19 protein-coding genes and 1 tRNA gene are annotated in these 21,850 nt (G+C 63.7%); 9 read left to right on the forward strand and 11 right to left on the reverse strand.

Annotated features, from left to right (window positions below):
* Positions 1-7: 7 nt before the first annotated feature.
* Entirely contained in the window at positions 8-322 is a 315-nt protein-coding gene (locus AC1RTB_RS11650) for a DUF167 family protein (RefSeq protein ID WP_492878910.1), read from the reverse strand.
* A 7-nt stretch (positions 323-329) separates the two neighbouring features.
* Positions 330-620 carry a YggT family protein gene (locus AC1RTB_RS11655; protein WP_109574439.1) on the reverse strand — a complete coding sequence of 97 codons (291 nt, stop codon included), beginning with the start codon at positions 618-620 and terminating at the stop codon, positions 330-332.
* A gap of 243 nt (positions 621-863) precedes the next feature.
* Between AC1RTB_RS11655 and AC1RTB_RS11660 the strand changes: the two genes are divergently transcribed.
* The 3 genes from AC1RTB_RS11660 to AC1RTB_RS11670 all read left to right on the forward strand — a co-directional run bounded on the left by AC1RTB_RS11660 (position 864) and on the right by AC1RTB_RS11670 (position 3,115).
* Positions 864-939, forward strand: a tRNA-Ala gene (locus AC1RTB_RS11660).
* A 373-nt stretch (positions 940-1,312) separates the two neighbouring features.
* On the forward strand, positions 1,313-1,957 hold the full coding sequence (locus tag AC1RTB_RS11665; RefSeq protein ID WP_492878908.1) for a class I SAM-dependent methyltransferase: 645 nt from the start codon (positions 1,313-1,315) through the stop codon (positions 1,955-1,957).
* A gap of 186 nt (positions 1,958-2,143) precedes the next feature.
* A complete protein-coding gene (locus AC1RTB_RS11670) occupies positions 2,144-3,115 on the forward strand; it encodes an Lnb N-terminal periplasmic domain-containing protein (protein WP_492879039.1) in 972 nt (323 codons plus the stop codon).
* A gap of 24 nt (positions 3,116-3,139) precedes the next feature.
* Here the strand turns inward: AC1RTB_RS11670 and AC1RTB_RS11675 are convergent, their stop codons facing one another.
* Entirely contained in the window at positions 3,140-5,218 is a 2,079-nt protein-coding gene (locus tag AC1RTB_RS11675) for a TonB-dependent receptor domain-containing protein (protein WP_492879037.1), read from the reverse strand.
* Between the two features lie 255 nt (positions 5,219-5,473).
* Between AC1RTB_RS11675 and AC1RTB_RS11680 the strand changes: the two genes are divergently transcribed.
* A complete protein-coding gene (locus AC1RTB_RS11680; protein WP_492878906.1) occupies positions 5,474-6,964 on the forward strand; it encodes a glycosyl transferase family protein in 1,491 nt (496 codons plus the stop codon).
* Here AC1RTB_RS11680 and AC1RTB_RS11685 read toward each other — a convergent pair.
* Entirely contained in the window at positions 6,939-8,033 is a 1,095-nt protein-coding gene (locus tag AC1RTB_RS11685; protein WP_492878904.1) for a fatty acid desaturase, read from the reverse strand. The two genes, AC1RTB_RS11680 and AC1RTB_RS11685, sit on opposite strands and share 26 nt — an antisense overlap.
* A 225-nt stretch (positions 8,034-8,258) precedes the next feature.
* Between AC1RTB_RS11685 and AC1RTB_RS11690 the strand changes: the two genes are divergently transcribed.
* A complete protein-coding gene (locus AC1RTB_RS11690; protein WP_492878903.1) occupies positions 8,259-9,524 on the forward strand; it encodes an AGE family epimerase/isomerase in 1,266 nt (421 codons plus the stop codon).
* On the opposite strand, the gene AC1RTB_RS11695 is transcribed toward AC1RTB_RS11690, so the two are convergent.
* Positions 9,525-11,555 (reverse strand): acyltransferase family protein, encoded by a 2,031-nt coding sequence (locus AC1RTB_RS11695; RefSeq protein WP_492878901.1) that lies wholly within the window; start codon positions 11,553-11,555, stop codon positions 9,525-9,527.
* A gap of 230 nt (positions 11,556-11,785) precedes the next feature.
* On the opposite strand from AC1RTB_RS11695, the gene AC1RTB_RS11700 reads away from it, so the two are divergent.
* Complete coding sequence (locus AC1RTB_RS11700; RefSeq protein ID WP_492878900.1) at positions 11,786-12,220, forward strand: hypothetical protein; 435 nt, start codon at positions 11,786-11,788, stop codon at positions 12,218-12,220.
* Positions 12,221-12,385: 165 nt separating this feature from the next.
* The gene (locus tag AC1RTB_RS11705) at positions 12,386-13,627 is read left to right on the forward strand and encodes an MFS transporter (RefSeq protein ID WP_492878898.1); all 1,242 of its coding nucleotides are present in this window, start codon (positions 12,386-12,388) and stop codon (positions 13,625-13,627) included.
* 60 nt (positions 13,628-13,687) lie between these two features.
* On the opposite strand, the gene AC1RTB_RS11710 is transcribed toward AC1RTB_RS11705, so the two are convergent.
* The 6 genes from AC1RTB_RS11710 to hemC form a co-directional block, all read right to left on the reverse strand.
* Positions 13,688-14,416, reverse strand: a complete 729-nt coding sequence (locus tag AC1RTB_RS11710) for a glutamine amidotransferase (protein WP_492878896.1) — start codon at positions 14,414-14,416, stop codon at positions 13,688-13,690.
* 7 nt (positions 14,417-14,423) lie between these two features.
* Entirely contained in the window at positions 14,424-14,903 is a 480-nt protein-coding gene (locus AC1RTB_RS11715) for a tellurite resistance TerB family protein (protein ID WP_492878894.1), read from the reverse strand.
* A gap of 47 nt (positions 14,904-14,950) precedes the next feature.
* Positions 14,951-16,525: a heme biosynthesis protein HemY gene (locus AC1RTB_RS11720; protein ID WP_492878892.1), complete on the reverse strand. Its 1,575-nt coding sequence runs from the start codon at positions 16,523-16,525 to the stop codon at positions 14,951-14,953.
* Between the two features lie 10 nt (positions 16,526-16,535).
* Complete coding sequence (locus AC1RTB_RS11725; RefSeq protein WP_492878890.1) at positions 16,536-17,915, reverse strand: COG4223 family protein; 1,380 nt, start codon at positions 17,913-17,915, stop codon at positions 16,536-16,538.
* A gap of 121 nt (positions 17,916-18,036) precedes the next feature.
* Entirely contained in the window at positions 18,037-18,753 is a 717-nt protein-coding gene (locus tag AC1RTB_RS11730; protein ID WP_492878888.1) for a uroporphyrinogen-III synthase, read from the reverse strand.
* The gene (gene hemC / locus AC1RTB_RS11735) at positions 18,754-19,683 is read right to left on the reverse strand and encodes a hydroxymethylbilane synthase (protein ID WP_492878886.1); all 930 of its coding nucleotides are present in this window, start codon (positions 19,681-19,683) and stop codon (positions 18,754-18,756) included.
* Between the two features lie 98 nt (positions 19,684-19,781).
* Here hemC and tsaD point away from each other — a divergent pair, with 98 nt between their 5' ends.
* Positions 19,782-20,867 carry a tRNA (adenosine(37)-N6)-threonylcarbamoyltransferase complex transferase subunit TsaD gene (tsaD, locus tag AC1RTB_RS11740; protein WP_492879035.1) on the forward strand — a complete coding sequence of 362 codons (1,086 nt, stop codon included), beginning with the start codon at positions 19,782-19,784 and terminating at the stop codon, positions 20,865-20,867.
* The gene (locus AC1RTB_RS11745) at positions 20,864-21,847 is read left to right on the forward strand and encodes an NAD(P)H-dependent glycerol-3-phosphate dehydrogenase (protein WP_492878884.1); all 984 of its coding nucleotides are present in this window, start codon (positions 20,864-20,866) and stop codon (positions 21,845-21,847) included. Before tsaD ends, AC1RTB_RS11745 begins: the two co-directional genes overlap by 4 nt.
* Positions 21,848-21,850 lie beyond the last annotated feature (3 nt).

Consider the following 21,850-nt stretch of genomic DNA (forward strand, 5'->3'; position numbering starts at 1 on the left):
CGTCGGCTCAGCCCTTGGCCAGCCCCGCCATCAGCTTGGCCAGGTCGCCGGCGTTGCCTGCAATGCGCACGGTTTTCAGCCGCGACGTGCCGCCGACAACAACCGACACTGACTTTTTGGGAATGCCGAGTGCCACGGCCAGCAGCTTTTCCAGCGCCGCATTGGCCTCGCCCTTTTCGGGCACCGCGCGCACGCGTGCCGCCAGATGGCTGCGCCCGTCGGCCGTCATTTCAACGCCTTCGACGGCGTCCTTCGAGGAGCGTGGCGTCAGCCGCACGAACAGCTCGACGCCGTCGTCTCGCTCCCTGAAGAAGCCGGACATGGCGCGGTCAGATGACCAGCGGTGCCACCGTGGTCAGGATGAACTGGCGCACGAAGAACAGCGCCAGCAACAGGATGATCGGCGAGATGTCGATGCCGCCAAGGTCGGGCATGAAGCGGCGGATCGGCCGCAGCGCCGGCTCGGTCAGGCGGAACAGCATGTTGCCGATGGTGCCGACGACCTGGTTGCGCGGATTGACCACGTTGAAAGCGTAGAGCCAGGAGAAGATCGCCGAAGCGATGATGATCCACCAATACAGGTCGAGGGCCAGAACGATCGTCTGAATGAGGGCGAGCATGCCATTCTCCAATGAATTGCCGACATTTAGCCATTGCACGCCTGAGCGGCAAGCCCCGCAGCTCCATGCGTAGGCGCCGCGACGGGGACACGCCACGGTTTTTTTGCTCCGCCTGTCGGATTTGGCAGCCGCGCCTCGCTCCTGACCCGGCATCCCGGCCAACACACGGCTATATCGCCCCTACGTCAACTGCTCGCTTGACAGACGCCGCGCGCAGCCAATAAATGCGCCCATCCGCTGGACGGGGCTGTAGCTCAGCTGGGAGAGCGCGTCGTTCGCAATGACGAGGTCAGGAGTTCGATCCTCCTCAGCTCCACCAGCGGATTTTTTGGCTGAATTTCCCCAAGATCAAAAGTATTGCGTGGTTGCGCGAGCGTGTTGCTGCGCTTGAATTCGGCAGCAGCCTCAGCCTCCACGTACTGCCAAGCACGCGCCGAATATTGCGGCATTGCGAGGTGGCATTACACCACTACCCGAATGGATGAATTGACGGAGAAGCCCCGTTTGGCTCGGATATTGGGCAAGGGACGAGTGTCTAATCTGCAGTCGAGCTGAGGGTCAGCTGCCGGCCCTCTGTCGCAACGAGGGGGAAAACCATGCCTGTGCCGCACAATTTTTCACAAGGTGATGCGCCGATCGAGCTTCAGACATCGTTCTGGAACGGATGGAATGCCGATAATCGCGAGCACAAGATGAGTGAGATCAGCGCCCGCCAGGCTGAAGTCATTCTGGGCTGGATCGACAATATCGGCCGAAAAAACCTCGACATACTGGATGTCGGCTGCGGCAGCGGCTGGTTTGCGCCCGCACTTTCGCGCTACGGCAAGGTGACGGCAACAGACCTTTCCGACGATGTGCTGGACCGTGCGGCGAAACGTTGGCCGCACGTGACATTCACGCCGGGTGATTTCATGGCCTTGGATTTTGGCGAGGCGACATTCGACGTCATCGTGACGCTCGAGGTCTTGTCGCATGTCTTCGATCAACAGGCCTTCATCCGCAAGCTTTCCACCCATCTGCGGCCTGGCGGGCATTTGATGCTGGCAACGCAAAACCGGCATGTTCTCGAAAAATATAACGCTGTTCCCCCGCCCGCCCCGGGCCAGCTGCGCCGCTGGGTCCACCAGCACGAACTTGCCGACTTGCTCATGCCTGAATTCGAACCGCTGCACCTGTTCACGGTGTCGCCGATCGCGCGCAAGGGGATCATGCGGCTGGTCAACTCCTGGAAGTTGAACGCTCCGGTTCGCGCCGTTTTCGGCAATCGCGTTGAAAGACTGAAAGAACGCATGGGGCTTGGATGGACATTGATGTCGCTGTCGAGGAAGCGCGCGTAGCGCTCCCACCTTGGCTGCGGACGGCCGCGATTGCCTCGCCGCAGAAGCTCCCGCGCTCTCGACTTGGAGCTTTCGGTCAGATAGCCGTTGGCAGGAAGCGGCGCGCTGCCTGAGCCGCGAGATATCGAAAGTCGACCGGACATGAGATTGCACGGCACCCTGCGGATCGTTTCCGCAATCATTCTCATGCTCGTTGTCGTCGTTGCGACGGCCTGGGCCTCTCTTGCCCTTTGGTACCGGCTGCCTATGCCGGAACTGGTCCGAGGGCTCGCCGCATGCCTGTTCGCCCTGCTCGGCATCGCCACCGCCATTGCTTTGTTCAGCCGCCTGCACCTTCGTGCGCTTGTGTCTTTCGCGGCCGCCTTCGCCGTGGTCCTGTTGTGGTGGAGCACCATCCATCCGCCCGAACATGTCGATTTCGCCCCCGATGTCTCGCGCCAGGTAACGGGAACGCGCGACGGCGACATGCTGACGCTGACAAACGTTCGTGACTTCGAATGGCGCAGCGACAGCGATTTCACCGAGCGCTGGACGACCAGGACCTATGACCTGACCAAGCTCCGGACACTCGACTTGTTCATGTCCTACTGGGCCGGCCCGGAAATGGCCCATGTCATCATGAGCTTCGGTTTTGAAGGCGGCGACCAGATCGCCTGGTCCATCGAGGTCAGGCGGCGCAACGGCGGCAAATTCTCCCCGCTCGCCGATCTGTTCAAGAACAATGCGCTTGTCATCGTCGCCGCCGATGAGCGCGACGTTGTCGGTGTCCGCTCGAACGTCCGCGGCGAGGACGTCCAGCTCTACCGGCTCAACGTGTCGCCAAACGCCGCCAGGGTGCTGCTGCTCGAATATGTCGCCGATGCCAATGCCCTGGCAAAGACGCCACGCTTCTACAACTCCATCACCACCAACTGCACCACCGTCATCGTCAAGATGATACGTGCTGTCGGCGACCTCATCCCGCTCGACTGGCGCCTCATCGTCAACGGCTATCTTCCCGAATACGCCTATGATCGCGGCGCGCTGGATAGCCAGTTGTCGATGCAGGAACTGCGCGCGCGCGCCCATATCAGCGAGCGCGCGCTGGCAGCCGGGCTGACACCTGATTTCTCGAAGCTCATCCGCGTCGGCGTGCCCTCTCCTGTCCGGGCTCAGTAAGCGCTCGGACAGGAACCGACCGGTTCAGAAGCTCGTGGTCAGGCTCACCCACAAGCGCCTGCCTTCCATCACCGCATTGTGCTCGGAGGTCTCGACCCGCTCGTCCAGAAGGTTGTAGATAGCGGCGTTCATCACGACGTTGTCGGAAAAGGCATAGGTGGCGCCGACATCGACGGTCGCATAGGCGTCGTATTTGCGGCCTGCTGCCCCCTTGATCTTCACCGGCTTGCCGGCTGTTCCGATGCGCGGGCCAGCGTTGATCTCCGAGCCGTGATAATTCGCGACCGCCCAGGCCGAAAGTCCTTCCGTCGGCGTGATCCAGTCGAGGCGCAGATTGGCCATATGCTCGGGCGTGCGGGCCAGCGGGAAGCCGGCATAGATGCCGGTCTGCTGTTCCGAATGCGTATAGGTGTAGCTGCCACGGACGGAGAGCGTGTCGGTCGCCTCCCAACTCGCCGTCAGTTCCAGGCCTTGGATGACGGCGTCGTCGATGTTGTAGTTGTACCAGAGCCGGTAATTGGGATCCTCGCTCCAGCGCACCGGTTTTCCCGAGGCATCGAGCACCATGGCGGTGGATAGCTTGTCCTTGAAGTCGGTGTAGAAATACGTCGCGCCTGCGCCGAAGCCGTTGTGGCTGTCCCAAAGCGCGCCCAATTCAAAGCTCGTGCTGGTCTCGGCCCGGAGATTTGGGTCGGCGATGATGACGCCACATGTGCCGTTGGGTCCGTAGGTGCAGCCGCCGCCACCGGTCGCATAGGCATAGCCAGGCGCGATCGCCCGCACATCGGGCGCGCGGAAGCCGGTCGAGACGCCCCCCTTGAGCGTCAATTGATCGGTCGGGTTCCAGACACCGTAAAGCCGTGGGCTGAAATGCGAGCCATATTCCTGGTGATCGTCCAGCCTGAGCCCGCCGGTCAGGGCAAAGCTGTCGGAGAGCTTCCACTCGTCTTCGGCAAACAGTGCCCACTGCAGGATCTGAAACTGCTCGTCACGACCTGTCCTGCGGCCCGGGTTCTGGTCGGTCAGCAGCGCGTCGAAGACCTGCCCGCCGGTCACCAGCGTGTGCGAGCCGAGAAGCTCGAACGGCGTGGTGAACTTGCCATCGAGGACCGAGTTGCGGATTTCGGGCGAGCGCGGGCTTTCCAGGAAATCGCTACGCTTCTTGTCCCAGTTGAAGCTGGTGCGCTCGGCCCATTCCTGCTGGAACGAGAATTCCGAGGTCGTCCAGCCCCAGTCGCCGATATGGGTCAGCGACCAGTGGTCGCGATCATTGATGTTGTAGGTCGAAGTTCCGTTCGCGGCGATCGTCTGGCCGGCGTTGGCATCGCGTTTGAGCCGCGCCGTGCCGCCCTCGAGCCGGAACTCGTGATTTTCGTTCGGCACGAAAGTCAGGCGCCCGCCCAACGTCCCTTCCTTGGCGCCGGTAATGCCGCCGAGCAGCGAATCCTCGCCGCGCTTCAGGCCCTGACCCCAGACCTGCAAGCCGAGCGTGTCCTTGAGCACCGGTCCGTTCAGATAGAACGAGCCCTGGCCGGAATTGCCGTATTCGTTGTGCTGCTGCACGGTTCCATCGGCCGTGAACGAGCCGGACCATGCCTCGCCGACCTTGCGGGTGATGATGTTGATGACGCCACCCATCGCATCCGAGCCGTAGAGCGACGACATCGGCCCGCGCACGACCTCGATGCGCTCGATCGCCGCAAGCGGCGGCAGGAAGCTCTGCTCGAAACCGGAATTGCCGTTGACGCGCGCCTCGCGCGTGCTCTGGCGCTTGCCGTCGACGAGGATCAGCGTGTACTGGCCGGGCAGTCCCCGGATGAAGATGTCCTTTTCGTTGGCCGGACCGGTGACGGTCACGCCTTGCACGTCGCGCAGCGCGTCCGTCAGGTCGCGGTAGGTGCCCTTTTCCAGCTCCTCGCGCGAAACGACAGTGATGCTTGCCGGGGCATCCTTGACGTTCTGCTCGAAGCCTGACGCGGTCACCACCAGCTGCGGCAAGACAGTGGTGTCGCTGGCTGCGGCCGGCTTTTGCGCGGTCTGCGCGTATGCGGCGGAAGACACAAGCAGTGTCGCGCCCGACAGGCAGGTGCAGGCAAGCAACATGTGGATGCGACGCAACCTGCCCTGGCTGGCGCTGTCTCGACTGTATCCCCAACGGCTCGGCCGGATCGCAGCCAGACGGTTGAAACTATTCATGAAAGCGCCCCATCACCTAAACTTGAGTATAAAAGTCTTCTTATTTATCGAATAGGGATGGTCAACTCCGGTGTTTGCGAGCGATTCCAAATTCAGAAAAACGCAACTTGAACCCGTGCTGGCGTCTCGCCGGGTTTCTTTTGCGTTCGATGGCGAGTGGGCATGAACAGAACTGACCTGAGTAAGCCGCACGTGACGGCGAACCCAACCCAAGACGCAACCGAGCCGCGTCTTGGTCAACTCCGCCTGCTGGTGGCGCTGGATGCGCTTTTGGTGGAAGGCAGTGTCGGCAAGGCGGCCGAGCGGATGGGCCTTGGCGCTCCGGCGATGAGCCGGCTCTTGAAGCAGATTCGCGAGCTCTATAGCGATCCGATCCTGGTCAGGAGCGCGCGTGGCATGGTGCCCACGCCCTTCGCCGAAACGCTGCGTCTGCGCTTGCGGGCGGTAGCGGCGGAGACCGAAGACCTGCTCGACCCGAAACGGGACGCAGACACGAACATCGCGTCTTCGGGCGCTTCCGATTGGAACCACGCAACGATCATCGATGCGCCACCGCTCGCCATGCGTCCGAGCCTCTATCTCGAAGGAGAGCCCTTTCCTGCCGACTTTGCCCGCAAGCTGGCATCGATCGGTGGGGATGCCGCCCCTCGGCAAAGGCTTGCCAGGCATATCGCAACCATCGGCGTCGGTGCCGGCGGCGCCCGGCCACTGTCCCTGGACGAGGCAGACGAGGCGTTCTCGCTGCTGCTTGCAGGCGAGGCCGACCCTATTCAGCTTGGCGCGCTGCTGGTCGTTTTGCAGTATCGCGGATTGACGGCCGTTGAACTTGCCGGCCTGACAAGGGCAAGCCGGCGCCATCTCGATCCTTCTCCAGCCCCATCAGGGTTTGCCGACCTCGACTGGCCAGCCTATGTGTCGCCGAAATCGAGATCGGCACCGTGGTTTTTTCAGGCTGCGCGGCTTGTGGCGGATGCTGGCTACCGCGTCCTGCTGCATGGCAACAGCGGCAGCGGGGTTGCCAGCGGCATACTCGAGAAGGCAGCAGGCGCCATAGGCATTCCTGTCACAGCAAACATCGCGGAAGCGAAGAAAGCCCTGCAGGCGCAGCACATCGGCTATCTGCCGCTCGCGGCGATGTCACCGCAGCTTCATGGTTTGCTCGGTATATACAACCTTCTGGAGATGCGCTCGCCGCTCAGTGCCGTCGTGCACCTGCTCAACCCACTGAGCGCCGGCGCGAGCCTGCTCGCGGCATTTCGGCCGAATTACCGCGATCTGCACCGCGATGCAGCCGCCTTGCTCGACTGGCCGAGGCTCGGCGTTCTGGGCAACAGCCGCGATGTCGCGCAGGCCACGCCCTTTCGGGCGACAACCATGTTCACGCTCGACAGCGGCAAAGCCGGCGAGCTGATCATACCTTCGAAAGCACGGCCGAAAGCCGAGCTGCCGACAGGCCTGACCAGTTTCGAATACTGGCGGGCGGTGTGGTTTGGAAAAGCCAAGGATGAAGCGGCGGAACGAATTGTCGTCGATACCGCCGCTGCCGCGCTTGTGACGCTAAATCCGATGCTGGCTTTCGACGATGCTTGCATTCAGGCCGCCGAATGCTGGCGCAGGCGCCTGGCGCCTACCTCAGCGCTTCGGCGAAGGTGACCAGACGGCGGCGGTTCTCGCACCAAAGCGCGAGATTGATGCAGCCGACGCTCTTCCAGAAGGTCAGCTTGACTGTCTGGCTCGCATCGCGCAGTTCGGCATTGCTGTCGAAACAAGCCTGCAGGCGGTAGAACGGCACGCGGCTGCACAGATGATGGATGTGGTGCAGGCCGATCGACCCGGTAAGCCACTGGGCCACCGCGGGCAAGGCGTACCACGAGCTGCCGCCAAAGGCCGCGACGTGCAGGTCCCAGGCATCGCCGGCATCCCAGCGCGTCTCTTCGAACTGATGCTGGACATAAAACAGCCAGCCGCCGACCCAGGCCCCCATCACCACGACAGGAAGCACCGCCAGCATCACCGTCCAGCCGGCCAGCAGCACAAGCCCGCCATAGACGAGCACCAGCGCCACATTGAGCCCGCCGGCGCTGCGCCAGGCTTCGACGCGCGGAATGGCTTCGTTGTAGGGCAGCCGGTGCATGATCAGGAAATAGATCGGCACGCCGATCACGATCAGGATGAACGGATTGCGGTAGATGCGGTACATCAGCCGCTGGCTGGTGGTCATCGCCTCATATTCGGCGACGGTGCGGGTGTCGATGTCACCAACGCCGCGCTTGTCGAGATTGCCCGACGAGCCGTGATGCACGGCATGCGCCTTCTGCCACAGCGTGTAAGGCGTGAAAGTGAAAACGCTCAGCACCCGGCCGATCATCCGGTTGGCCTCGCGCGAGCTGGTGAACGAGCCATGGCCGCAATCGTGCTGGATCGCAAACAGACGTACAAGAAACGCGGCACAGACCGGCGCCACAAGCGCCAGAAGAAGCCAGCGCCAGCCGCCGAGCACTGGCTCGGCATAAGCGGCGAGCCAGACAAGCGCCGCCCCCATCGCCAGGAATGGCACCAGCGTTACCGCCAATTCGAACGCCGCGCGGCGGTCGTCTGGATCGCGAAAGCGATTGCAATGCGATGCAAGCCGGCGAACCAGCGCTTTTTCAGCAGCATGACCTGCAGCCTGTGCAGACCCTGTAGGCAGGTCGTCCGCCGTGGACGACATCAATTTCGTCATTTAGTCCCCGAAATCTCGCTGCCAACTCGGTCAAGCGCGCCATTTGTCCATAAAGCGCGGCAAGCGCCATGGCTAGTGGCACCACCGTGGCATATTTGCTGAATCCAGCGTCCATGCACCGCTGCACGCAAATCATGGCGATTTCCTGTTGAGTGCTTGAGCCATAACGTCTTAGGTCGCGGGTATCAGTCAGGATGGACCACCTGCCGCAGAGGAACTTGATCCATGGCTTCTTTGGAAATATCCGCCGGCTCGGCCAAATGGACGACGCTCCACAGCCATCGCCTGTGGCTGATGCAGCAGGCGGACGCCCTGTTTTCCTTCTTTGAGCGCGAAAGCCTCAATCCGCTCGGCGGCTTCCATGACCTCGACGATCACGGCCGACCGCTGGTGCCTGGCGCCGTTCCGGGCAAATTCGCCGGCCGCCAGATCCATGCCACCACCCGCATGGTCCACTGCTTTTCCATGGCCCATCTGCTTGGCCGGCCCGGCGCCGACACACTTGTCGACCACGGCATGGATTTCCTGTGGAACGGCCATCGCGACGCGGTCGATGGCGGTTATTTCTGGGGTGTCGGCTATGACGGGCCGACCAACGACACCAAGCAGGCCTATGGCCATGCCTTCGTGCTGCTCGCCGCCTCGAGCGCCAAGGTCGCCGGCCATCCCGACGCCGATCGCCTGTTGACCGACATCTCGACAATCCTCTCGGAGAAATTCTGGGAAGAGGCGCATGGCGCGGTGGCGGAAGAATTCACCCGCGACTGGAAACCCTTCGACAGCTATCGCGGCCAGAATTCCAACATGCATCTGACCGAGGCGCTGATGGCCGCCTTCGAAGCGACCGGCGACAGCAATTATCTGTCGATGGCCGAACGCATCGCCGATCTGATCATCCGCCGCCATTCAGCCGCCGCCGGCTGGCGCCTGCCCGAACATTTCAGCGCCGACTGGAAGGTCGACCGCGATTATTCCGGCGACCCGATGTTCCGCCCCTTTGGTACCACACCCGGCCACTCGCTCGAATGGGCCAGGCTTTTGCTGCAGCTTTGGGAGCTCGGCGGCCGCAAGCTCGCCTGGCTGCCCGACGCCGCCAAAAACCTGTTTGGCCAGGCAACCGCTGATGGCTGGGACATTGCCAAGGGCGGCTTCTACTACACGCTCGAATGGGACGGTTCGGCCCGCATCAAGGACCGTTACTGGTGGCCATGCTGCGAGGCGATCGGTGCGGCCAGCTTCCTCAACGCCATCGATGGCGACAAGGCCTATGAGGAATGGTACCGGCGCATCTGGAGTTTTTGCGCCACCCGCTTCATCGACCGCAGCAATGGCGGCTGGCACGCCCAGCTCGACAACGACCTCAGCCCCAATGCCGGTCCGTTCTACGGCAAGCCCGACATCTACCACGCGCTCCAGGCTTGCCTGATCCCGCTATTGCCGACCACCGGCAGCATCACGCGGGGCCTCGGCACGACGGGCATCAAGCTCTAGCTAGCGAATTCGCGCAGCATCAAGGACGCCAATGGCGGTTCGCTGGGCCGCCACCTGATTGCCGAAGATCGCGCGCTGCATCGAACCGGCCAGCGTCGCCGCATAAGGCGTGGCGATGTGGTGCCGATCACGGAAGGTCAGCTTGCCGCCGATCATCGCCGGACAGGTGACGTCATTGCAGAATAGTTCTGTAAGATCGACATATCTGACGCCCGCCAGGCCGGCAGTCGCTGCCTGTTCGGCCTGGGACACCCGCTCGTCGATCGCTTCGTTTCTCGGCGTGTCGCAAACGCTCGAATTCCTGCCCTGCCACAACGACCGGGCGACGCAGCGGTCGAGATACGACTTGTGCACGGGACCGTCCCTGAGCAGGACGACATCGGCGCCCGTATCGCGAAGTGTCTTGAGCGACGCCCGCAGGCCTTCGGCCCAGACATTGCGGCTGACTAGATGGTCCAGACCGCCATTCACGTCATTTTCGACATAGCTGTACGAAAACTGCGCAACGATCACCGTGTTGGGCTTCAGTTCGGCGATTTCTTTCATCGCTGATTTCCGCCACGTGTCGCATTCGGAATAGGCCCGCATCAGGCGCACGTTCCATGTCGGCACCGCCGCGACCGAACAGGAGGATTTGAGGTAGGTCACCACGCGCCAGTTGTTCGCCTCGGCGATCTTTGCCAGCGGCGTCGACCAATGGTCGGCATGCGAATCGCCGAACAGCACGATCGTCTTGCTCGGCTTCGACGCGCCGAGACTGCAGCTCCGCGGCCTGGTTTGCTCCAGGCTGGCGACGCAATTCGCGTCGAACTGGCGCGCCGACGAGGAACGCGCCGCACTCTCCGCGATGAATCTCTGGTCTGGATCGACGCTTCGTCCCGCGAGCTGGGAAGCGCCATAAGACAACGTCACGCCAAGAGAGGTAAGCAATGCTGCAAGCCCCAGCGAGCGTACCGAACCGGCTGAAAGCCAGCCATTCAGCCGCACCGGGTTCTCGACGAAACGGTAGCTGAGATAGGACAAGGCGACCGTCACCAGCAGGCACGCCAGCCGGCCAGCGAGCGAAAGGTCGGGCCAAAGGATCGTTGCATAGACGATAACGGGCCAATGCCAGAGATACAGCGAATAAGACAGCCTTCCGGTCCATTGGAACGGTGGCAGCGACAGGAGCGCCGCCGGCCCGGCGGCACTTCGGCGGGCACCGGAAAGCAGCAGCATCGCCGTGCCTGAAACGGGAATCAGCGCAATGAAACCTGGAAAGGGATCGGTTTCCGACACGGTCAGATAGGTCGCTGCGATCAGCCCGATGCCGGCCCAGCCCATCGCAGGCGAGAAACGAAAACCCGAGGCCCACCGTTCGGCAACCGCGAGCGAGACAAGACCGCCGACGGCGAATTCCCAGGCACGCAGCGGCGAAAAGTAGAAGGCCCAGGGCTGCGAAACCACAGTCATCCAGGCACTGGCTGCAAACGACACGACCGCAGCCACGCCAAGGAAGACCACCATGCCTTTCTCGCCCGTTCGAAAGCGCGCGACCAAAAGCAAAAACGCCGGCCACAGCAGGTAGAACTGCTCCTCGACCGACAGCGACCAGAAATGCAGGAACGGGTTGTTGGCCGTGTCAGTGGCGAAATAGTCGAACGACCATCGCAGCAGCCAGAGATTGATGACGTAGCTGGACGCAAACAGCGCGCCCTTGGCATAGAGCTGCTGCTCCGAAGGCGCGAGGATGAAATAGCCGGCCGCAAGCGTTGCCGTGATCACCAAAAGCGACGCTGGCAGCAGGCGCCGCGCCCGGCGCCCATAAAAGCGCCAGAGATCGACAGTGCCGCTGCTGCCGATCTCCTGCATCAGGTGCCTGGTGATCAGGTAGCCGGAGATGACGAAGAAGATATCAACGCCAATGAAACCGCCCGGCAGATCCGACATGCCGAAATGGAAAGCAACCACGCCACCTACGGCGATGGCGCGCAAGCCCTCGATGTCAGGCCGAAACGACGTTGGGAGAGCCGGAACAAGTCTGCTGGTCATGCCAACAGGATCGGCCACGGGGCGCGTTGCGACAACTCAAACTATATTGCAATGCAACATGGGCGCCAACGCACGATGTGGCTCGACACTGCAGAAACAAAGGTGTTGCGCGCCCATCTACTCATAACGCTGGGCCCGATATTTTTCCCCCAGCAGCCAAATTCAGCCGGAACCGATGCGGCTCCGGTCGGTTTTACCAATGCGAGGGGCAATATTCGTGAGGAAGATCAATGAGACATCCACTCGCCATCGCAGCTTTGATTGCCGCGTCCATGCTTTCCGCACCGGCACTCGCCGACGACGCGAAGCCAGTCGGGCGCATGATGGTCGATCCGGACACCACCGCCAGCACCGGCACAAAGGCCGATTTCGGCACTGTCATGTCAGCCATCCAGGCCAGCAGAAGCAGCGCGACGGCCATCCAGTCACTGACGAGCCTCGGCACTGTCAACATCGTCAGGATATCTGAGATCGCCAAGGGCGATGACAAGCAGGCACTGGACCAGGCCATCAGCGACAACGAGCCTGACATCACCGGCGTGCAGGCGGCGATCATGGCCAACAGTGCGTTGAAGTCGAAGCTCGACGCCGAAATGATCGATACCTCGGCAATCGTTGCGGCCAAGATCGAAGCCGACGGCGCTGTGACGGTCTTCGTGAAGTAGGCGTTCGCATATCGCTGGTCGCCCGGCCCCGCTGGCTTTCCCGACCGAAAAGCTTTGATCCAGCGGCACAAAACAGCGCGCTGAGCGGGAAATTGGGTTATGGCAGCGCCCGTCGGCCCGACGCGATCTGGGCCGGCGTCGCAACAGGTGCCTTCGCCCGCCCCAATGACATCCCAGCCCGCCACAGCACCCGAGCAGCGCTTCGCCGCCTTTCGCCATGGCGCGTTCGCGCGTTTCTGGATCGCGCGCTTCCTGGCCACCTTCTCGACCCAGATCATCTCTGTCGGCGTCGGCTGGCAGGTCTACGATCTCACCCGCAGCCCTTTCGACCTCGGCCTCGTCGGCGTCATCCAGTTCGCGCCAGCGCTTCTTTTGGTGCTGGTCACTGGCGTCGTCGCCGACCGTTTCGGCCGCAGGCTCATCATGGGCCTGGCAGCCCTTGTCGAGACAGCCTGTGCTGCTGCCCTGCTCGCGCTGATCTACCACGGCCTTGCCAGTCCGCTGCCGATCTTCGGCGTGCTTGCGGTGTTCGGCATCGCGCGGGCCTTTTTCGGACCGGCCTCGGCCTCGCTGGTCGCCAATCTTGTACCGCCTGAGGATTTCGCCAACGCGGTTGCCTGGAATTCGTCGGCCTGGCAGACCGCCACCATCGTCGGCCCAGTCGCCGGCGGCCTGCTCTATGGCGTCTCTCCCGAGGCCGCCTACGGTGCCGCCACCGCCCTCATGCTTGCCTCGGCGGTGCTGATCTTTTCGATCCCCAAGCCCAACCAGCGCAGCGAGACCAGCAAACCGTCGGTCGAGACGCTGTTTGCCGGGTTCCACTACATCTGGGGCGAAAAGATCGTGCTTGGCGCCATCTCGCTCGACCTGTTTGCCGTGCTGTTATCGGGTGCTGTCGCCCTGTTGCCGATCTATGCCCGCGATATCCTCGAGCTTGGGCCGTGGGGCCTCGGGCTTTTGCGTTCCGCTCCAGGCGTGGGCGCCATCATGGTTGCCGTCTGGCTTGCCGGCCATCCGATCCGCGACCACGCCGGGCTGATCATGTTTATCTTTGTCGCCTTGTTCGGCGTCTTCACCGCGATATTCGGCTTTTCGACAATTCCGTGGCTGTCGATCGTTTGCCTCGCCTTCATCGGCGCCACCGACATGGTCAGCGTCTACATCCGCGAAACCCTGATCCAGCTGTGGACGCCCGATCATGTCCGCGGCCGCGTCAACGCGGTCAACGGCGTCTTCGTCGGCGCCTCCAACGAGCTCGGCGAATTCCGCGCCGGCACCATGGCCGCGCTCATCGGCACGGCACCCGCCGTCGTCTTCGGCGGCATAGGTGCCGTGGCGGTCGCCGGCATCTGGGCCTGGACGTTCCCGGCGCTGCGGAAGGTCAGGCGTCTCGACGGAAGGGTGTGACGTTAGGGGAGTAGGGGAATAAGGCAGTAGGGCAGTATGGAACCCCACTGCCTTACTGCCTTATTGCCCTACTGCCTTACCCCCACGGCTCGGCTGGCCAAATATCTTCACCAGAAACTCATCAAGCCAGCGCTTGAGATGCATGTCCCAGATCAGCCGGCCGCCGAGGTGGTCGCGCCCCTGCTGCGCGCCGGGCAAAACGAAGCGCTCGGCCCCGCGCACCACCCAGCGCTGCATCATCACGCGTGTCAGTTCGGCATGGAACTGGATGCCCCAGGCGTTGTCGCCATAGCGGAAGGCCTGATTGGGATAGGTATCGGAAGACGCGAGCAGCACGGCATCGCTCGGCAGCGAAAAGCCCTCGCGGTGGAACTGGTAGACCATCTCGGGCCAGTGCATCAGCTTGCGGCCTTCCTCGGTCGCCTTGATCGGATACCAGCCGATCTCGACCAGCCCCTCGCCATGGCCCTCGACCTTGCCGCCGAGATGGTTGACCAGCATCTGCGCGCCCAGGCAGATGCCGAGGAACGGCCGGTTTTCCTTCAGCGGCACGGCCAGCCAGTCGGTCTCGCGGCGCACGAACTCGTCGTGATCGTTGGCGCTCATCGGCCCGCCAAACACCACGGCACCGGCATGTCCGTCGAGCGTTTCAGGCAGGTGGTCGCCGAGCGGCGGCCGGCGGATGTCGAGGTCGAAACCGCTCTCCAGCAGCACATGGCCGACGCGGCCGGCGCTGGAATGCTCCTGATGCAGCACCACCAGGATCTTTGGTCTCGCCTTCCCCGGCATCGGGCTCCTATTCGTCTGTTTCGGGTCCAACTGCGAGCTGCGCCTTCTGCGCGACCTTGCGCTTGGCCTCGATGCGGTCGCGGCCTTCCACCCCGATCAGCTCGGCGATGCGCCAGATGGTGTTGTCCTCCATCTCGCGCACCTCGCCATCGGCATAGACGATCTCCCACATCATGCCGATGAAGGCCTTGCGCGCCTCCTCATCGAGGCTGCGCTTGAGCACGCTGGTGAAGGCGTAGAGATCGACCGCCTCATTGTCGGCCTGCTCGCCGGCCTTGATCAGCCGGTCGAGTTCAACGCCCGAAACGCCGTAACTCTGGCTCAGAAGCTGCTTGGCGCGCTCCCACTCGACGTCCTGCCGGTCGCCGTCAGCATTCATGACGTGATACATCAGTGCTGCTGCCGCCACGCGCGGATCGTCGTCGCGCGATTGCCTGGAGCCAGCCGCGGGCAGGTCCTTCAGAAAAGAAATCATGCGTTCGAACATCGCCGAATCCTGTTTGAGCCAAGCCTAGATCTAGGTTCGGAGGGAAATCAAAACAAACGGAACCGCTTCTGGGCGTTTTCCCGTTCCACGTCCGGATCGACGCCCGGATCGTCGGGCAGGCGGATCGGTTCGGCCTTGTCGTCGTCGACGACAGCCGTGACAGCGTCTGGCGCTGGCGGAACGGCCTTTACCGCTTCCGCGCTCTTTTCCGACTCGGCATCGCCTTCCACCGTCACATCGACGATGTCATCGCCGGCGGGCTGCGCGGCCCTGATCGCCGGGATCGCCACGCGTGGTTCCACATCCTCGTCATACTGCTCGATGAGGTGGCCAAGCCTTTCCTCGGGCGCGCGCCATTCGAAAGCATCAAGCCTGCCGGTGACAGGCGAAAACGACGCCCAGCGTTCGGACACCACGCCGTCGGCGACCCAGGCCGGATCGCGCGGCGCCCGCACCGCCCGCGAAAGCCACTGCCGCACCTTGCCCTGGTCGCCCGTCTGGGCTTCCTCGATGTCGGCGAGCAAGAGATAGGCACCCTCGCGCGGCTGCATCCTCGCTGCGGCCTCGGCTTCGCTGCGGGCAAGCGCATAGTCCTGCGCCTCCAATGCCGCCCGCGCCACGGCGAGCGAGGATTCAGGATGGTTCTGTTTCAGCGACTGCAGCTTCTTCGCCCGCGCCAGCCGGTCGAGCACGGCATCGCCCGGGCGGCCATGGACGTAGAGCTCGGCGATATCAGGCTGCGGCTCGGCCCTCCAGGCTGCTTCCAGCACCTTCGAACCCTTGCGCAGGTCGTTCTGGCGGAACAGCGCCTTGGCGGCGATGATCGCCGCCGGTCCAAAATCCGGCCGCAGGCGATTGGCTTCAAGCGCTGCCACGCGCGCGGTGTTGAAGTCGCTGTCGAACAGCGACGTCGCCTTGGCACACAAAAGCACCGAACGCCTGTTATTGGCCACGTCGCGCTCGATCTGGCGCGTCGATTTCTGCGCATCGACAAGCGCCAGGGCGCCGTCCCAGTCGCCGCGCTCGGTCTTTTCCTCAAGCGTCGAATCCGCCGCCCAGCCAAGCTGCGGCGCAAGCCCTGCGGCACGTCCCGCATAGTGGCGCGCCGCTGCCCGGTCGCCGAGCCTTTCGGCTTCGAGATAGAGCCCGCGCAAGCCAAGCAGGCGCATCTCCGGATCGTCGAGCATCGTCTCGAATTTCTGGCGTGCACCGTCATGGTCGCCTTCAAGCAACGAGGCCTGGGCGTCGAGCAGATGGATCAGCGGCTCCTGGTCGGAATTGATCAGCTTGGCCGCTTCCTTGTTCTTCTTGCGCGCAAGGGCGGCATCACCAGCACCGGCCGCGATCATGCCGGTCGACAGCGCCTGATAGCCCCGGTCGCGCCGGCGGGCGCGGAAATGCCGCGCGATCGTATAGGGGCTGTTCCACACCGACTTGGTCAGCCACCACAACAGCATCACCGCCACAACGATGGCGGTGACGGCCACCGCCGCAACCATCAGGCTGATCTTGTACTGGTAGCCGCTGAAGGTCACGACCATGTCGCCCGGACGGTCGGCCAGCCAGGCAAAGCCAAGCCCAAGCGCAAAGACGACGGCGAGGAAGAACAGAATGCGGATCATCTGGCGCCCCTCATGCCTTCATCGCGCCGGCGACAAGCTTGTCGACCAGCGTTTCGACATCCAGCCGCGCCTTGAGCTTGGCAATGAAGTCCGCACCGGCAGCCTTGGCCGTGTCCGGCAATGTGTCATATTCGGCAAGCGCCTTGGCGAAATCGCCCTGGTTGACCGCCACTTCCATGCGCGCCACCGTTTCCGGCACACCAGCGCCCTCGACAGCACCGATCGGCCGCACCTGGACCAGCTGTTCGGCGCTTGAAACCAGCCGTTCGAAGATGCCCGCATCCTGGTTGACCGGCTTGGCTGCCGCGATCATCGCATTGGCCGCCGCATCGGTCGCAGCGACGATGTCCGCACGTGTCGGCACACCCTTTTCGGCTTGCGTCCTGAGTGCCGCCAGTTCCGGCGCATCGGGCGAAATGGCAGCGAAGGTTTCGAGTTCGGCACCGAAGCCGGCCCCGCGCTCGACCGCCGCCTTGAGTGCGGATGCCGCAATCGCCATCGCGATCTTGGGCTGCGACGCCTGTGCCTCGACCTTGGTCGCAAGCGACGAGACCGACTGCTCCAGCGTCGCGATCTTGCCGTCGTCGGCGGTGGCCGCCTCGCCTGTCGACTTCACAAGGGCGTCGAGCCCGGCAATGCGTTCGTTCAGCGCCGTAATCTCTGAAGACGTCGCCCCACCCTGGCTCAGCGCCGAAACAGCCGTTTCGATCTGCTTGATGCGCCCGTCAAGCCCGGCAAGCGCGTCGCTCGATCCGGCCTGACTGGTTGCCGATTTCAGCGCCTCGACCTCGGACTTCACCTGGCCGACAGTTGTGGCCAGCCCGTCAACCTGTCCCTTGACCTCGCTGCCAACGCTCGAAGTGCTGAGATCGGCGATCTGTGATTTCAACGAGGCGATTTCGCCTAACATCTGCTCGTCGCCGCCTGCTGGCCCAGTTGAGCCACCGGGCGTACCAAGCACACCGGCATATTGCAGCCCGCCCGCCACCAGAAGGGCGATCAGGCCACCCGCCAAGCCGGGCAACATGCCTGATGTGGCCTGCCGCTGCGCTGCCGCAGGTGCAGCCGTGCTTGAGGCGCGCGAACTGCTGCTGCTCGATGACGCAGCATCTGTCGGCGCTTCGGCCTTGGGCTGCTGCGCCGGTTGCGCGTTGTCGAAGCTGTAGTCGTAGGATGCGTATCCCGTATCGGCCTTGGCAGTCGTCTCGCTCGACGCCGGCTTTGCCGCATTGTCCGCCGCTGCCTCGTCGCCCGTGCCAGCCGAAACTGTGTCCTGCACGGCTTCGGCCTTGTCAGCGTCTTCGACGCGCGACACCGCGCCAGGCTCCAGTTCGATCGTCACCGGGTCGCGATGCGTCTTCGAATGGCGCGTATTCGGCGTCTTGACCATGCTTGGGGCTCCGCGATTTTCATTGGCACAGGTCCCGCAACAATGCGGGGTCGAAGATCAAAATCAGTAACACCCACCGTCCCGCGAAAAAAGGCCGCGTGATGGCGCAGTCAATCCAACATCAATCCGGCTCACCGAGAAGATCAAGCAGCGCGTCCTCGTTGGGATCCGGCGCGACCGCAACGCGCAGGCCCTCGACCAGCGCCGAGGCGATGCGTCCCGACAGGCAAAAGCACGTCGCGTCCCGCATCAAAAAATCCGCTTCGCTGTGTGTCTCCACCAGCATGCCAAACGCCGCGGCCGCTCGCGCCGAATAAATCAGCACCGCGTCGATCGGCTGCCCGCCCAGCCGCTGGCGCACGAAGTTCGGATCAGGCGCCAGTGCAATCGTGTCATAGGTTTCGATCGGCACCACCTTGGTGCCATTCATGCCGAGCCGGCGCTCGAAGTCGGGCATCCGCACCCGGCCACAGAGATAGGCAAGTGTTGCCTTGCCAAGTTCGATGGCGATCATGTCGGCAAGGGCAGCGGCATCGCCCGGGCCTTCGTTGACGGAGAAAAAGCCCGCCTTGCGCGCACTCTCCGCGGTGCGTGCCCCCACCGCGTGGCACGGCAGTCGCCGCAGCCGTTCGATCAGCCCGCTCGGCGCATGGCGCAACGCATTGGCGCTGGTCACAGCCACAGCCGTCGCATTGGTCGGGACGCTTCCGCGTACCACTGGCAGCGCACGCGTTTCAGAAAGCGGCAGAAGCACCGGTTCGAAGCCAAGCGCCTCAAGGCGCCGCGCGGTGCGGGTGGCGCCGGGATCCGGCCTCGTCACCAGCACACGGCGTGCCATCTAGCTCCACCCCTCGAAGAATTTCTCGCCAGCTCGCGCACGCACGTCTTCGCCCGCCTTCCGGCCAATCGTTGCGGCATCGGCGGCAACGCCCTCGGCCTTGGCCTCGTGCCACAAGGTACCATCTGGCGTCAGGATAAGCCCGGAAAATGACAGCCTGTCGCCATCGATGGTGGCATGTCCGGCAATCGGCGTCCGGCACGAGCCGTCAAGCGCTGCGAGAAAGGCCCGCTCGCAGGCCAGCGCCTGGCCGGTCGGCGTGTGGTCGATCGCCGAAAGCATGTCGGTGACCGCTTTGTCGCCGATGCGGCTTTCGATGCAGATCGCGCCTTGCCCCGGTGCCGGCGGAAAAATGTCGAGCGGCATCAGGTCGGTGATGACATTTTCAAGCCCGAGCCGCCGCAGGCCGGCATTGGCGAGGATCGTGCCCTGGGCCACGCCCTCGTCGAGCTTGCGCAGCCGCGTCTGCACATTGCCGCGGAACATCACAACGTCGAGGTCGGGGCGCATGCGCCGGATCAGCGCCTGGCGCCTGAGCGACGACGAGCCGACGACGGCACCCTCCGGCAGATCGATGATCCTGGCTGCCGCGCGGCCGATGAACGCATCGCGCGGGTCTTCGCGCGGCAAAAAGGCCGACAGCTCCAGCCCGTCGGGCAGCTGCGTCGGCATGTCCTTGGACGAATGCACGGCAAAGTCGATCTCGCCCGAATAAAGTGCCTCTTCGAGTTCCTTGGTGAAAAGGCCCTTGCCGCCAGCCAACGACAGCGGCCGGTCCTGGATGCGATCGCCGCTGGTCGAAATCGTCACGATCTCGAACGCTTCTTCCGGCAAGGCGTGCGCCGCCATCAGCCGCGCGCGCGTCTCATGCGCTTGTGCGAGCGCCAGCAGGCTGCCGCGTGTTCCGATTCTCAAGGCTCTTGTTTGCATAGCGCTTGGTCCGTGATAACCCCGCGCTGGCGGGGCGGTCCCGTACCTCCTATCTAGGAATTTACCACCGGGCAATCATGCAGGGTAGCGACCAATTGATCCGTGTTCTGGGCATCGAGACGAGCTGCGACGAAACCGCGGCCAGCGTCGTTGCGCTCGAAGCAGGCAAAGCGCCGCGCATTCTGTCGAGCACTGTCTTCAGCCAGATCGAGGAACATGCGGCCTTTGGCGGCGTCGTTCCCGAGATCGCGGCGCGCGCCCATGTCGAAGCGCTCGACGGCATTGTCGAGGCCGCCCTTGAGGATTCTGGCCTGTCGCTAGCCGACATCGACGCTATCGCCGCGACCGCCGGTCCTGGCCTTGTCGGCGGGCTGATCGTCGGGCTGATGACGGCCAAGGCGATTGCCGCCGCCGCCGGCAAGCCGCTGATCGCCATCAACCATCTCGAGGGCCACGCGCTGACAGCACGGCTCACCGACGGGCTCGACTTCCCCTATCTGCTCCTGCTGGTCTCCGGCGGCCACACCCAGATCGTTCTGGTCAAAGGTGTTGGCGACTATCAGCGCTGGGCCACCACCATCGACGATGCGCTCGGCGAGGCCTTCGACAAGACCGCCAAGATGCTGGCTTTGCCCTATCCCGGCGGCCCCAATGTCGAAAAGGCAGCAATGTCGGGCGACGCCACCCGCTTCGTCTTCCCACGTCCGATGAAGGGCTCGGCCCAGCCCGATTTCTCGTTCTCCGGCCTCAAGACATCAGTGCGCCAGGCAGCGACTGCCGTGGCACCTCTGAGCGATCAGGATGTCGCCGACATCTGCGCTTCGTTCCAGGCGGCCGTTGCCGACGCACTCGGCGATCGCGTCAAACGCGCATTGGCACGTTTCCGCGACGAATTCCCCGATAGCAATGCAGCAGCCCTCGTTGTTGCCGGCGGTGTCGCCGCCAACAAGCAGATCCGCGCCATGCTGGAAAAGCTCTGCGCCGACAATGGCTTCGCATTCATTGCGCCGCCCATGGCGCTGTGCACCGACAATGCCGCGATGATCGCCTGGGCCGGCATCGAGCGGCTGCGCGCCAACCTCGTTGAACCAGACGCATTCGATTTTGTGCCGCGCTCGCGCTGGCCGCTGGACAGCGTCTCAGCACCTGTGGTCGGCTCCGGCAGGCGGGGAGCCAAGGCATGAGCGCATACAAGGTCACCGTTCTCGGCGGCGGCGCCTGGGGCACAGCCCTTGCACTTGCCATGCTGCACGCGGGCCATGCCGTCACGCTATGGGCCCGCGACAGCGAAAGCGTCGAGGCCATTCGCAGCGGAACCAACCCGCGCTATCTCCCCGGCATCAGCTTCGAAACCGGCATCGCCACCACCACCGACCTCGCCGTGGCCCTTGCGGGCACCGACTGCGTGCTGGTCGTCACCCCGGCGCAGGCGCTGCGCACTGTGCTGACCCAGGTCAAGCCGCATGTCGCCGCCCATGTACCCATGGTGCTTTGCGCCAAGGGCATCGAGCGCGACACCGGCAGGCTTCTGTCAGCCATAGCCACAGAGATTTTGCCCGAAAACCCGGTCGCCGCACTGTCCGGCCCAAGCTTCGCCACCGACGTGGCGCGGGGCCTGCCGACGGCCGTTGTGGTTGCTTCGGAAGACGAAGCCCGGGCCTCGGCACTCGCCTTGCGCTTCTCAGCCGCCAATCTGCGCTGCTATTCGACCGACGATCTGATCGGCGTCGAGCTCGGCGGCGCGCTGAAAAACGTTTTTGCCATTGCCGCCGGTGCCGTCACCGGCGCCGGCCTCGGCGCCTCAGCCCAGGCGGCGCTCGTCACGCGCGGTTTCGTCGAACTGCGCCGCATCGGTGCAGCCTTCGGCGCCCGCCCCGAGACCCTGATGGGCCTGTCCGGCCTTGGCGACCTGATGCTCACCTGCTCGTCGGTGCAGTCGCGCAACTTCGCTTATGGCGTGGCGCTGGGCAAAGGCGAGGAACTGTCGGGCCGGCCGCTCGCCGAAGGCGTCGCCACCGCCTACATCGCCGCAAGATTGACTCACGAGCGCGGCATCAACGCGCCGATCGTCGAAGCGGTCGCTGCCCTGCTCGACAAGGCCATCACCATCAATGAGGCCATTGCCGGCCTGATGAACCGTCCGCTGCGCGCCGAAGCCGACTGATTC

It is taken from the genome of Aminobacter sp. GW821-FHT11F06 (assembly GCF_058808215.1).